Source organism: Streptosporangium roseum DSM 43021 (assembly GCF_000024865.1).
Taxonomy (GTDB): Bacteria; Actinomycetota; Actinomycetes; order Streptosporangiales; family Streptosporangiaceae; genus Streptosporangium; species Streptosporangium roseum.
In genome coordinates, this window is record NC_013595.1 from 9495180 (window position 1) to 9507899 (window position 12720).

Annotated in this window: 11 protein-coding genes and 1 tRNA gene; 5 read left to right on the plus strand and 7 right to left on the minus strand. The window is 69.3% G+C overall.

Translation table 11 applies throughout. The features are described 5' to 3' along the window. Nucleotides 1–41: 41 nt before the first annotated feature. Nucleotides 42–587 (plus strand): 3'-5' exonuclease family protein, encoded by a 546-nt coding sequence (locus tag SROS_RS41575; RefSeq protein WP_218919766.1) that lies wholly within the window; start codon nt 42–44, stop codon nt 585–587. Nucleotides 588–718: 131 nt separating this feature from the next. Here the strand turns inward: SROS_RS41575 and pth are convergent, their stop codons facing one another. From pth to SROS_RS41600, 5 genes are all read right to left on the minus strand, one after another. After that, nucleotides 719–1324 carry an aminoacyl-tRNA hydrolase gene (gene pth / locus SROS_RS41580; protein WP_012894976.1) on the minus strand — a complete coding sequence of 202 codons (606 nt, stop codon included), beginning with the start codon at nt 1322–1324 and terminating at the stop codon, nt 719–721. A 63-nt stretch (nt 1325–1387) separates the two neighbouring features. Beyond that, on the minus strand, nt 1388–1987 hold the full coding sequence (locus tag SROS_RS41585; protein ID WP_012894977.1) for a 50S ribosomal protein L25/general stress protein Ctc: 600 nt from the start codon (nt 1985–1987) through the stop codon (nt 1388–1390). 162 nt (nt 1988–2149) lie between these two features. Continuing rightward, a complete protein-coding gene (locus SROS_RS41590) occupies nt 2150–3127 on the minus strand; it encodes a ribose-phosphate diphosphokinase (protein WP_012894978.1) in 978 nt (325 codons plus the stop codon). After that, entirely contained in the window at nt 3124–4575 is a 1452-nt protein-coding gene (glmU, locus tag SROS_RS41595; RefSeq protein WP_012894979.1) for a bifunctional UDP-N-acetylglucosamine diphosphorylase/glucosamine-1-phosphate N-acetyltransferase GlmU, read from the minus strand. Before glmU ends, SROS_RS41590 begins: the two co-directional genes overlap by 4 nt. 163 nt (nt 4576–4738) lie before the next feature. Continuing rightward, a tRNA-Gln gene (locus SROS_RS41600) sits at nt 4739–4813 on the minus strand. 325 nt (nt 4814–5138) lie between these two features. Here SROS_RS41600 and SROS_RS41605 point away from each other — a divergent pair. The 4 genes from SROS_RS41605 to SROS_RS41620 all read left to right on the plus strand — a co-directional run bounded on the left by SROS_RS41605 (nt 5139) and on the right by SROS_RS41620 (nt 10305). Further along, nucleotides 5139–6080, plus strand: coding sequence for an acyl-CoA desaturase (locus SROS_RS41605; protein WP_012894980.1), 942 nt, complete (start codon nt 5139–5141; stop codon nt 6078–6080). Nucleotides 6081–6309: 229 nt separating this feature from the next. Further along, on the plus strand, nt 6310–7284 hold the full coding sequence (locus tag SROS_RS41610; protein WP_245564467.1) for a TetR/AcrR family transcriptional regulator: 975 nt from the start codon (nt 6310–6312) through the stop codon (nt 7282–7284). Between the two features lie 86 nt (nt 7285–7370). After that, nucleotides 7371–9434: an RNA degradosome polyphosphate kinase gene (locus SROS_RS41615; RefSeq protein WP_012894982.1), complete on the plus strand. Its 2064-nt coding sequence runs from the start codon at nt 7371–7373 to the stop codon at nt 9432–9434. Continuing rightward, a complete protein-coding gene (locus SROS_RS41620; RefSeq protein WP_012894983.1) occupies nt 9427–10305 on the plus strand; it encodes an NUDIX hydrolase in 879 nt (292 codons plus the stop codon). Before SROS_RS41615 ends, SROS_RS41620 begins: the two co-directional genes overlap by 8 nt. A gap of 79 nt (nt 10306–10384) precedes the next feature. On the opposite strand, the gene SROS_RS41625 is transcribed toward SROS_RS41620, so the two are convergent. Next, the gene (locus SROS_RS41625) at nt 10385–11863 is read right to left on the minus strand and encodes a CYTH and CHAD domain-containing protein (protein WP_012894984.1); all 1479 of its coding nucleotides are present in this window, start codon (nt 11861–11863) and stop codon (nt 10385–10387) included. A 90-nt stretch (nt 11864–11953) separates the two neighbouring features. Then, on the minus strand, nt 11954–12718 hold the full coding sequence (locus tag SROS_RS41630; protein ID WP_245564469.1) for a trans-aconitate 2-methyltransferase: 765 nt from the start codon (nt 12716–12718) through the stop codon (nt 11954–11956). Nucleotides 12719–12720: the final 2 nt, after the last annotated feature.

Below are 12720 nucleotides of genomic sequence, written 5' to 3' on the forward strand. Positions count from 1 at the left end.
GAAGAAAGGCCGGAAGGTTGAAGACCGAAACGTATATCTCTGTGGACATTGAAGCGGATGGCCCGATTCCTGGGCCGTATTCGATGGTCAGCTTCGGCATGGCCGTGGCCGGGCGCATGACCGGGAAGGCCTTCGAACCCGTCGATCCGCAGATCCACACCTTCTACGCCGAGCTGAAGCCGATCAGCGAGGACCACGTGCCCGAGGCGCTGGCCGTCAGCGGGCTCGACCGGGAGACGTTGATCCGCGAGGGCACGGAGCCGTCCGTGGCGATGAAGGACGCCGCCGGGTGGATCCGCGAGGTCTGCGGCAACAGCACGCCGGTGCTGGCGGCCTACCCGCTCTCCTACGACTGGATGTGGATGTACTGGTACTTCATGCGCTTCGACGGCGCCTCACCGTTCGGGCACTCGCGCTGCCTGGACATCAAGACGCTCTACGCCGCCAAGGCGGGCGTGCCCATCGGCTGGGCCACCAAGCGGCAGATGCCCAAGCATCTGCTCTCCTCGCGGCCGCACACCCACAACGCGCTCGACGACGCGATCGAGCAGGCGGAGCTGCTGCAGAACCTGATGGCCCTCACCTGAGCGCGCCGCCGTACGGCACGGCCGGGAAGGACGGCACGGCCGGGAGAGACCGGGCGGCGTGGCCCGGGCGGCCGTACGGCGCGCCGGAATCCGCCGGCCGCGCGGCCTCCGTCGCCTGGGCGCGTCTCCGGCTACCTGGGAGGTCCGGAGACGTTCAGGTCGCCGGCGTGGAAGGTGTTCTGGGTCGGCTCAAGGCCCGAGGTGATCAGCGACTCGACCATGTCGGCCGCCCGGTCGACCAGGAACGGCAGGTCCTTGCGCTCGGCGGTGGCGAAGTCCCGCAGGACGTAGGCGGCGGCGTCCATCCGGCCGGGCGGGCGGCCGATGCCGAACCGCACCCGCAGGTAGTCCTTGGTGGCCAGGGACTTGGTGATCGACTTCAGCCCGTTGTGACCGTTGTCCCCGCCGCCCAGCTTGGCCCGGAGCGCGCCGTAGGGGATGTCCAGCTCGTCGTGGACCGCGATCACGCGTGCCGGGTCCACCTTGTAGAAGTCGGCCAGGGCCTTGACCGGCCCGCCCGAGAGGTTCATGAAGGACAGGGGCTTGGCCAGCACCGCCGGGGCGCCCGCCAGGCGGCCCTCCAGCACCTCGGCCCGCGACCTGTGGACCTTGAAGCGCCCGCCGGCCCGCGCGGCGAGCTCGTCGAGCACCATGAAACCCGCGTTGTGCCGGTTCCCGGCATACTCCGGCCCGGGATTCCCCAGGCCAACGACCAACCAGCGGTCCACGGTCGGCATCCCTTCATATGCGCGTCAGGGCAGCCCGGTGCCGGACTGCCCTGACAGGTGTAGCAGAGAAAACTACTCGGCGGCCTCGGCGGACTCACCCTCGGCGGCCTCGCCCTCGGCGGCCTCGGGCTCCGGCTCGGCGGTCGGTGCCGCGGTGACGTGCAGGACCAGCGTCTCCGGGTCGGCGATCAGGCTGGTGCCCTCGGGCAGCTTCAGGTCGCCGGCCGTGAACTGGGTGCCGATCTCCATGCCCTCGACGTCGACCTCGACGCCCGTCGGGATGTGGGTGGCCTCGGACTCGACCGAGACGGAGACGAGCTGCTGGTCGAGGATGCCGTCGGCCACCTCGCCCACCACGGTGACGGGGATGTCGATGGTGACCTTCTCGCCGCGCTTGACCAGGAGGAGGTCGACGTGCTCGAGGAAGCCCCTGATCGGGTCGCGCTGGACGCCCTTGGGCAGCGCCAGCTCGGCGGCCGCGCCCTCGAGGCGGATCAGCACGTTCGGCGTGCGCAGGGCGAGCAGGAGCTCGTGACCCGGGAGGGTCAGGTGCTGCGGGTCCGTGCCGTGCCCGTAGAGGACGACGGGCACCTTGTTCTCGCGACGGATCTTGCGGGCGGCGCCCTTGCCGAACTCGTTGCGCGACTCGGCCTTGATGACTACTTCGGACACGACGGATCTCCTAGGGATCTTCGACGATGGAAAGGTGCGTTCCCCCTCACCCGCCCTAGCGGAAGGCGTTACGAACGCACGCAATCTGCATAGCCTACCGGTGTATTTCCGGGCTCCGCCCCGCGACGCGGGGTCGCGGTGACCGGCACCCTCCCTCGCGGGTCAGGTGTCGCCCTCGAACAGGCTCGTCACCGAGCCGTCGCTGAAGACCTCGGTGATCGCGCGGGCGATCAGCGGGGCGATCGACAGCACGGTGAGCTTGTCGAACCTCTTGTCCTCGGCGAGCGGCAGCGTGTTGGTGACGATCACTTCGGAGATCTTGGAGTTCTTCAGCCGGTCCACCGCCGGGTCGGAGAACACCGCGTGGGTGGCGGCCACGAGCACGTTGGTGGCGCCCTGCTCGTACAGCGCGTCGGCCGCCTTGCAGATCGTGCCCGCGGTGTCGATCATGTCGTCGATCAGCACGCAGGTACGGCCGCGCACCTTGCCGACGACCTCGCTCACCTTCACCTGGTTGGCGACGTCGAGATCGCGGCGCTTGTGGATGAAGGCCAGCGGGGTGCCCAGCGTGTCGGCCCAGCGCTCCGACAGCCGCACCCGGCCGGTGTCGGGCGAGACGATCGTGGTCGTCTCCAGGTCGAGCTTGTCCTTGAGGTAGTTGAACAGCACCGGCATGGCGAACAGGTGGTCCACCGGGCCGTCGAAGAAGCCCTGGATCTGGGAGGTGTGCAGGTCGATCGACATCAGCCGGTCGGCGCCCGCGGTCTTGAACATGTCGGCCATCAGGCGGGCGGTGATCGGCTCGCGGCCCCGGCCCTTCTTGTCCTGGCGGGCGTAGCCGAAGAACGGCATGATCACGGTGATCCGCTTGGCGGAGGCGCGCTTGAGCGCGTCCACCATGATCAGCTGCTCCATGATCCATTTGTTGATGGGCCCGGTGTGGCTCTGGATGACGAAGGCGTCGCATCCCCGGACCGACTCCAGGTAGCGTGCATAGATCTCGCCGTTGGCGAAGTCACGTAGCGTGGTGGGGGTGATGTCCACCCCGAGATGGCTGGCCACCTCCTCCGCGAGATCCGGATGCGCGCGCCCGGAGAAGAACATCAGGTTCTTCTCGCCGGTCTGCTTGATGCCACTCACGACTTGCTCCCCTGCTGATTCCCGGTCTCGGCGGCCCGCAGCGCCGCCTCGGCCGATTTGGTGCCCGCGCGCCTGCGCGCGACCCACCCTTCAATGTTGCGCTGCCGTCCCCGGGCCACTCCGATCGCCCCTGGCGGGACGTCGTTGTCGATGACCGAGCCCGCGGCAGTGTAGGCGCCGTCGCCGATGTTCACCGGCGCGACGAGCATGGTGTCGCACCCGACGAAGGCGTGCTCGCCCACCGTCGTGCGGCGCTTGTTGACCCCGTCGTAGTTGACGAAGATCGTCGAGGCGCCGATGTTGGCCCCGGCGCCGATCGTGGCGTCTCCCACGTATGTCAGGTGAGGAACCTTCGCGCCCTCGCCCACCTGCGCGTTCTTCATCTCGACGTAGGTCCCGGCCTTGGCCTTGCGGGCGAGCACGGTGCCCGGCCGCAGGTAGGCGTAGGGCCCCACCAGAGCCTCGGGGCCGATCTCGGCCTCGACGCAGACGGCGTTGCGGACCACCGCCCCCGCGCCGACGACCGTGTCGGTCAGCGTGGTGGCCGGGCCGATCTCGGCGCCCTCGGCGACGGCCGTACGGCCGTGCAGCTGGGTGCCGGGGTGGATCACCACGTCCTGTTCCAGGGTCACGTCCACGTCCACCCACGTGGTGGCCGGGTCGATCACCGTGACCCCCGCGCGCATGTGGGTCTCCAGCAGCCGGGAGTTGAGCACCTTGCGGGCGAAGGCGAGCTGCACGCGGTCGTTGACGCCCTCCACCTCGACGTAGTCGGCCGCGATGTGCGCGCCGACGCGGTGACCGTCCTCCCTCAGGATGGAGAGGACGTCGGTGAGGTACTCCTCGCCCTGGACGTTGGAGGTGGACACCCGCTTGACGGCGTCCGCCAGCAGGGGCCCGTCGAAGGCGTAGACCCCGGAGTTCATCTCCCGGATCGCCCGCTGCTCGGGGCTGGCGTCCTTCTCCTCGACGATCTCCAGGACCGCCCCCGTGGTGTCACGGATGATCCGGCCGTAGCCGTACGGGTTGGGGACCTCGGCGGTGAGGACGGTGACGGCGTTGCGATCCTGCTCGTGCCGCTCCAGGAGCGTGGCGAGGGTCTCGGCGCGCAGCAGCGGCGTGTCCCCGTAGGTCACCAGGACGGTGCCGTCGATGCCTCCGGCCGTTTCCAGCACGATCCTGACGGCGTGGCCCGTTCCCCTCTGCTCGGCCTGCACGACGGCCTGCGCGTCGGGGCTGGTCCGCGTCAGGTGCGCCTGGACCCGCTCTCGTTCGTGACCTATGACAACAATGAGCCGCTCGGGTTCGAGACCTCGAGCGGCGGCGAGCATGTGGTCGACCAGGGTACGGCCGCACAGCTCATGCAGGATCTTGGGTGTTTTCGACTTCATCCGGGTGCCCTCGCCTGCGGCAAGGACGATGACGGCGGCCGGGCGCGGCACACTCACGGACGAGGCTCCCTCGGCGTCGCGGCTGAGACATGACGGAGCGGGATGCCAGATGGCTACCACGAGGGCATCGCCTGGTCACCCACTCGACAACGTGAGGATACCTTCCCCGCCGAGAACCCACCCAGCCGACCAGCCCGAACAATAAAACGGACTCAAGTGATGGCTCCGGCACCAGGACTCGAACCTGGACAACAAGGACCAAAACCTTGCGGGCTGCCAATTACCCAATGCCGGATCAACCTGACGGATCGGACGGGGTCCGAAGCGCCCGGCCCCCCTACGATACCGAGCCCTTGATATCAAACGCGCCTCGTTTTGGGTCTCCATCGACCATAGAGGCGATCAAGGAGGGGAATGATCGCCCACAGGCGGCGCCGGACGCACCGTTTAGCAGGTCAGGCTGGTGGTAGACAAGACATGAAACCACTACGGGATCCCCCGGCGAGAGTCAGCTTCCCTCCATTAGATACTTAGGGATTCCTAACTTACGATGGCGTAGGTTACGGTGGCGTAGCCAGTCGAAGCCCACCTTTCTTCACCGAGCCTCCGCGAGGTAGCGCATGACCGTCACGGCAGAACGCCCTGCTCCGGGCCCCAAACCAGAGGCCGATCCCGAGCCGAAGACCAAACCCGAGATCATCGTCTTCGGGGTGGTCGTGGCCGCGCCGCTGATCGCTCTGATCGCCGCGATCCCCTTCGCCTGGGGTTGGGGGCTGGGCTGGAGCGACATCGTGATCGCCGGCGTCTTCTACGTCATCACCGGCCTGGGCGTGACCGTCGGACTGCACCGCCACTTCACCCACGGCTCCTTCAAGGCCAAGCGCCCGCTGAAGATCGCGCTGGGCATCGCCGGCAGCCTCTCCATGGAGATGTCGGTGCTGGACTGGGTCGCCACCCACCGCAAGCACCACAAGTTCTCCGACAAGGAGGGGGACCCGCACTCGCCGTGGCGGTTCGGGACCGGCTTCCGGGCCGTGACCAAGGGTCTGCTCTGGGCGCACATGGGCTGGCTGTTCGAGACGGACCGGGCCAACCGTGAGAAGTACGCCCCGGACCTGGTCAAGGACCCGGACATCGTCAAGTTCCACAAATACTTCCCGGTGCTGGCGATCACCTCGATGGTGCTCCCCGGGCTGCTGGGCGGCCTGCTGACCATGTCGTGGTGGGGCATGGCGACCGGCTTCTTCTGGGGCACGCTGGTCCGGATCGGGCTGCTGCACCACGTGACGTGGTCGATCAACTCCATCTGCCACGTCTTCGGCGAAGAGGCCTTCGAGTCCCGCGACAAGTCGCGCAACGTCTGGTGGCTGGCCATCCCCTCGTTCGGCGAGTCCTGGCACAACCTGCACCACTCCGACCCCACCTGCGCCCGGCACGGCGTGCTCAAGGGCCAGATCGACCTCAGCGCGGGCGTGATCCGCTGGTTCGAGAAGGCCGGCTGGGCCTACGACGTCCGCTGGCCGACCCCCGAGCGGCTGGCGGCGAAGCGCATTGCCGCCTGACGGCTCTACGGGGGCCGCCCTGGCGGCCCGCGTAGCACCTACCCCATCTGACGATCCCGCGGAGACCACCTCACCGGCCCGCGCGACGCCGGCACCGTCCGGGGGCCCCGCCGGGCCCGCTCCGACCTCCAGCGCCGCGCCACCGCCGCCCGGCGACGCCGCAGAGGGCGCCCCGGCGGCCCGGGGCGTGGTTCCCGCTTCACAACCGGGGAGCGCCATTATTAGAACCGTGAGCGAGCCCCGACGACGCATGTCAGGCAAGGAACGCCGGGAACAGCTGATCCAGATCAGCAGGACCCTGTTCGCGGAGAAGGGTTTCGACGGCACATCGGTCGAGGAGATCGCGGCCACCGCGAATGTCTCCAAGCCGGTGGTCTACGAACATTTCGGCGGTAAGGAGGGTGTCTACGCGGTCGTCGTCGACCGGGAGATGCAGAAGCTGCTGGCCATGGTGACGGAGGCGCTCTCCGCCTCGCACGCGCTGATCAAGCTGGAGCGGGCCGCGCTGGCGCTGCTGGCCTACGTGGAGGAGAACAGCGAGGGTTTCCGCATCCTGGTCCGCGACTCGCACGCGGCCTCGGGGACGGGCACGTTCGCCAGCCTGATCAACGACATCGCCAGCCAGGTCGAAGACGTGATGGTCGACGAGTTCGTGGGACGGGGCTACGACCCGAAGCTGGCGCCGATGTACGCCCAGATGCTGGTCGGCATGGTGGCGCTGACCGGGCAGTGGTGGCTGGACGTGCGCAGGCCCCCTCGCGAGGAGGTGGCCGCGCACCTGGTCAACCTGGCATGGAACGGCCTCGTCGGGCTGGACCCGCGGCCCCGGCTGACCGCCTCCTCCCGCGGCATGGAGCAGCGGCGCGCGCCGCTGCCGCCGCGCCCGACCGACAAGGAACTGCGGGAGATGGGCAAGGCCCGCGAGCGGGAGCTCAAGGAGCAGGAGAAGATCCGCGAGCGCGAGGCCAGGGAGCAGGAGAAGCTGGCCCGGGAGCAGGAGAAGGCGCGGCTGCGGGAGCAGCGCGACCTGGAGAAGGCCCGCGAACGGGAGTTCCGCGAGCGGGAGCGGCTCTTCAAGGAGCAGGAGAAGATCCGCGAGCGCGAGGCCAGGGAGCAGGAGAAGATCCGGATGCGGGAGGCCAAGGCCGCCGAGCGGGACGCCGTCCGGCAGGCCGGAGACACCGGCCGTCCCGGCGAGGGGTGACAGAAAATCGAATCAAGCGGGTAAGCAACAGCGGTAGTTGAGCCCGAATTAACGTTCCGTTCAATCAAAGCGGGCATTCTGGTCATATGTCCGCCGAACCCGCACACCCCGCCGCCGAAGGACCGCCCCTTCCACAAGAGCGTTTCCTCAACCGCGAGGAGAGCTGGCTACAGTTCAACCAGCGGGTCCTGGAACTGGCGGAGGATCCGTCCCTGCCCTTGCTGGAGAGGGTCAGGTTCCTGGCGATCTTCGCCAGCAACCTGGACGAGTTCTTCCGGGTGCGGGTGGCCGGACTGAAGCGGCGGATGGCCACCGGCCTGCTCCTGCGGACCAAAAGCGGGCTGAAGCCCCGCGAGGAGCTGGCCAGGATCGCCGCCATAGCCGACGATCTCGCCCAGCGGCACTCGGCCTGTTTCCACGACCGGCTCTGCCCGCAGCTCGCCGCCGAGGGCATCGAGATCACGCACTGGGAGGAGCTCGGCCGGGACGAGCGCACCGAGATGCGCAAGCTGTTCCGGGAGCGGATCCGGCCGGTGCTGACGCCCCTGGCCGTCGATCCCGCCCATCCTTTTCCCTATATTTCCGGCCTATCGCTCAACCTCGCTGTTACCGTCCGAAACCCCACGACCGGTCACACCGTGTTCGCCCGGGTGAAGGTGCCGAGCCAGCTCCCCCGTTTCGTGGCGGCGTCCAAGGACCGTTTCGTCCCGCTCGAAGAGGTGATCGCCGCCCACCTCGGCCAGCTCTTCAAGGGCATGGAGGTCGTCGAGCACCACGTCTTCCGGGTGACCCGCAACGAGGACCTCGAGGTGGACGAGGACGTCACCGAGAACCTCATGCAGGCGCTGGAACGGGAGCTGCTCAAGCGCCGCTTCGGTCCGCCGGTCCGGCTGGAGGTCGAGGACACCATCACGCCCGAGGTGCTCGACCTGCTGGTGGACGAGCTGGGGGTCGCCGAACACGAGATCTACCGGCTGCCCGGCCCGCTGGACCTGACCGGGCTGCACACGATCGCCGACCTGGACCGGGGCGAGCTGAGCTTCCGCCCGTTCGTGCCCGCGGAGGTCGTCCACGTCGAGGACGACATCTTCGCGGTGCTCCGCGAGCGGGACGTGCTGCTGCACCACCCGTACGACTCGTTCGCCACGAGCGTGCAGCGCTTCATCGAACAGGCCGCGGCCGATCCGAGCGTGCTGGCCATCAAACAGACCCTCTACCGCACCAGCGGCGAATCGCCGATCGTGGACGCGCTGGTCGACGCGGCCGAGGCGGGCAAGCAGGTCGTCGTGGTGGTGGAGATCAAGGCGCGGTTCGACGAGCGCGCCAACATCACCTGGGCGCGCAAGCTGGAGCGGGCCGGCTGTCACGTGGTCTACGGGGTGGTGGGACTGAAGACCCACTGCAAGCTGGCCCTCGTCGTACGGCAGGAGCCCTCGGGCGAGCTGCGCAGCTACTGCCACATCGGCACCGGCAACTACAACCCCAAGACCGCCCGGGTCTACGAGGACCTGGGACTGCTCACCGCCGATCCGCTGGTCGGCGAGGATGTCACCGACCTGTTCATCCACCTGACCGGATACTCCAGCCACTCGGCCTACCGGCGGCTGCTGGTCGCCCCGCACTCGATGCGCGGCGGGCTGCTGGCCAGGATCGAGCGGGAGACCTCCCACCAGCGGGCGGGCCGCCCGGCCGCCATCAGGATGAAGACGAACTCCCTGGTGGACGAGCCGGTCATCGACGCGCTCTACCAGGCCTCCCAGGCGGGCGTACCGGTCGACCTGTGGGTGCGCGGGGTGTGCACGCTGCGGCCGGGCGTGCCCGGACTGTCGGAGAACATCCGGGTCAGGAGCGTGCTGGGCCGTTTCCTCGAACATTCGCGGATCTACGAGTTCGGCCGGGGACGCAGGCCGGAGATCTGGATCGGCAGCGCGGACCTGATGCGCCGCAACCTGGACCGCCGGGTGGAGGCACTGGTCAAGGTCACCAGCCAGCAGCAGCGGCTCTACCTCAGCGATCTCCTCGACCGGGCGACGTCGGAGGAGACCTCCACCTGGTGGCTCAACTCGGACGGGACGTGGTCCCGGCACCGGGGCGACGACCTGCAGTCCCATCTGATCGGTACCCGGAGGTGGAGGACGATTGATGACTGACCTGGACGTCCATCCGACTGACATGATCCGCGCCGCGGGCGCGGTGGTGTGGCGGGGCACGGAGTCCGCACCGGAGGTCGCACTCGTCCACCGGCCGAAATACGACGACTGGACGTTCCCGAAGGGGAAGTTGAAGCCCGGTGAGCACGTCATCGCGGGCGCGTTGCGCGAGGTCGCCGAGGAGACGGGGATCACCGCGCTGCTCGGCCGGTCGCTGCCGCCCATCCACTACCTGAAGGGCAAGCGCCTCAAGCGCGTCGACTACTGGGCGGCCCGGATGGTCTCCGGGGACCGGTACACCGCGGTGGACGAGGTCGACGAGGTGGTCTGGCTACCGGTGAAGGAGGCCAGGCGGCGGCTGACCTACGAGTGGGACGCCGGGCTGCTCCGCGCGCTCACCGCGGTCCCCCTGGAGACCACGCCGCTCATCCTCGTCCGGCACGGCCTGGCCGGGTCACGCCAGGACTGGGAGGGCGACGACGACGAGCGGCCACTGGACGAGGTCGGCACGATGCAGGCCGAGGTGCTCGCGGACGTGCTGTCCGGCTACCAGCCCACCGACCTGATCAGCTCCCCCAGCAAGCGGTGCGTGCAGAGCCTGGAACCGTACGCCGAGCGGCTCGGCCTGGAGATCCGCCGCGAGCGCCTGCTGTCGGAGACCCACTACGACCCCCGTGCCGGCCTGCGCCTGGTCTCCAAGGCGCTGGCCTCGGACCGGCCCACGGTGATCTGCAGCCACGGCAAGGTCCTGCCCGAGCTGATCGCCGGGGTGAGCGACCGGCCGGGGGACGTGCAGCTGCGCAAGGGCGCGTTCATCGTGCTGCACCACACCGCCGGCAGGATCGTGGGCATGGACCGCTACCTCACCTGACGGCTCTCCACCCATGGACCACCCCTCACCTGACGCCCCCGCCGGTGGACCTCCCTCACCTGACAGGTCCCCGCCGGGGTCAGAGCAGCTTGGCGACGGCCTCGGTGGTCTCGGCCCAGACGCGGGGGAACTCCTCGTAGGCGCGCTCGGCGGCGGCCCGTTCCAGGCCGGTCAGCACGCCGTAGGTGAAGGTGTCCTCCCCTGACTGGCGGGCGGTCTCGGCCTCGGCTGCCAGCCGTCCCTGCGCGACGACGCCGTCCAGGTGGGTGCCGAGCACTTCCTGTACGGATTCCGCCCGTTTGGCGAGCTTGTTCATCCCGAGTGCCTCGGCGGTGTAGCGGGCCCGCTTGGCCGCCTTGCGGACGTCGTGCATGGCGTGCTCGCGCTCGACGGGGTCGGCGATGGCCTGGGCCCGGTCGTAGGCCCTGGTCACCCGGCGCCAGCTCTTGGCGGCGAGGGCGTCCAGAGTCCCGGCGGGCTTGCCGGCGGGCTTGGTGAGCGAGGGGGTGCCCGCCAGGTCGTCGAGGGCGTCGAGCAGGGCGAAGTAGCGCTCGCCGCCGAGCACCTCCCTGATCCGGTCGTATGCCTCGTGCTCGGCGTCCAGCAGGTCGGAGCTGAGGCGCGCCCGCACCGGGCCCACGATCAGCGCGTCGTCCAGGCTGTCGAGCCTGCGGGCGAACCGCTCGCGGACGACCTCCAGGTCACGCGCCTCGCCGAGGACCTGGCCGAGCCACCTGAGCTCCGCCTGGAGGCGCTCGGTGCCCTCGACGACCGTCCTGAACGACTTCAGCGCGCTGCGGAGCCGGCGGCTGGCGACGCGCATCTGGTGCACGGCGTCCTCCTCGGCCCGCCGTACCCGGGGGTCCTGGGAGAGCAGGGCGCCCGCCTGGGCGGAGAGGTAGCCCATGACGACCTCTCCGGCGGACCCCGGCACGGTCTCGGCGTGCGGCGGCCCGGAGAGGGGCGCGGCGGCGTTGAGCAGGCGGGAGAGCTTGCTGGCGGAGTCGGCGGGGGCGGCTCCGGCCCTGGTCAGCCGCTTGCCGGTCTTCCGGAGCAGCTTCTCGTCGCCCTCGATCAGCTCCGCCTCGACCTCGCGCCAGCGCTCGATGTGCGGCTCCGCGCCGAGCACCGTGCCCTTGACCTTGTCGTCGGCGATCTCCACCAGCCGTACGCCCGCGCCGTTGACCAGCTGGGTCACCGCGCGGCGGGTGTCGAGTTCGGCGATCGGGGCGAGGGGGGCGCCCCGGGTGTAGGCGAGCACGAGCTCCGCCAGCTCGGAGGGGACGATCTTGGCGCTGCGGGTCAGGGGGTGGGTGATCTCCTGCCGGACGCCCTTGGCCTTGGGCAGCTTGAGGTGCCAGCCGGGGTCGGTCCCGCCCCTGCGCCGCCGCAGGGTGATGCCCCGCGTGGCGAGCCGCAGGTCGGGGGTGTCGAAGTAGAGCGCGACGAGTTGGTGGGTCTTGGGGCCGACGGCCTCCGCGATTCCCGGCAGATCGGTCAGCTCGGGGATCTCGTAGTCCACTGGTACGTCGAATTTGTCCTCGATCTCTATTGCCACAGGCCATCCCCTGATTTGCCCAGATATCTATCGCGTTCCAGCAGTATTTATTGATGCCCGGTTATCCGTCTAGAAACTCTGGGCAGTCGATCATTTCTGGGCGACGACGAAGATCCGGCGGAAGGGGAAGACCGTCCCGTACGGCCGCCGCGGGTAGGCCTCGTCCAGCAGCGCGGCGCAGTCGCCGAGGAAGGCACCCGCCTCGTCGGGGTCCAGCCGGTCGAGCATGGGACGCAGGGCGGTGCCGGTGATCCAGTTGAGCACGGCGTCCTCGCCGGGCAGCACGTGCAGGTAGGTGGTCTCCCACGCGTCCACCCGGCAGCCCAGCGCGGTGAGCCGGTCGAGATAGCCGGCCGGGTCGTCGACCGGCGACTCCCTGGCCAGGTCGCCGAGCCGGTCACGCCATTTCGTCCGGCACAGCTCGCGGACCAGCGCGTGGCTGGGGGCGTCGAAGTTACCCGGCACCTGGAAGGCGAGCCAGCCCCCGGGGGCGAGCGCGCCGGCCCAGCGCGACAGCAGTTCCCGGTGCTCGGGCACCCACTGCAGGACCGCGTTGGACACGATCACGTCCACCGGCCGCTCGGGGCGCCAGCGCGTGACGTCGGCGACGGCGAAGGTCAGCCGGCCCCCGGCCGGAGCCTTGCCGATCATCGCGGGTGAGGAGTCGAAGCCGTGCACCTCGGCGTCCGGCCAGCGCCTGGCCAGCTCGGCGGTGAGCTCGCCGCTGCCGCAGCCCGCGTCGACCACGTGGCCGGGGCGCTCGGCGGATATCCTTGCGACAAGGTCGAAGAAGGGGCGCGAACGCTCGTCGGCGTAGCGACCGTAGATCTCAGGGTCCCACATATCTCTTGACATCA

Coding starts and splice junctions, on each gene's coding strand:
- SROS_RS41615 (WP_012894982.1), top strand. CDS start 7,371: ATGTCCGCCGAACCCGCACACCCCGCCGCCGAAGGACCGCCCCTTCCA.
- SROS_RS41605 (WP_012894980.1), top strand. CDS start 5,139: ATGACCGTCACGGCAGAACGCCCTGCTCCGGGCCCCAAACCAGAGGCC.
- SROS_RS41630 (WP_245564469.1), bottom strand. CDS start 12,718: ATGTCAAGAGATATGTGGGACCCTGAGATCTACGGTCGCTACGCCGAC.
- pth (WP_012894976.1), bottom strand. CDS start 1,324: ATGCCGACCGTGGACCGCTGGTTGGTCGTTGGCCTGGGGAATCCCGGG.
- SROS_RS41620 (WP_012894983.1), top strand. CDS start 9,427: ATGACTGACCTGGACGTCCATCCGACTGACATGATCCGCGCCGCGGGC.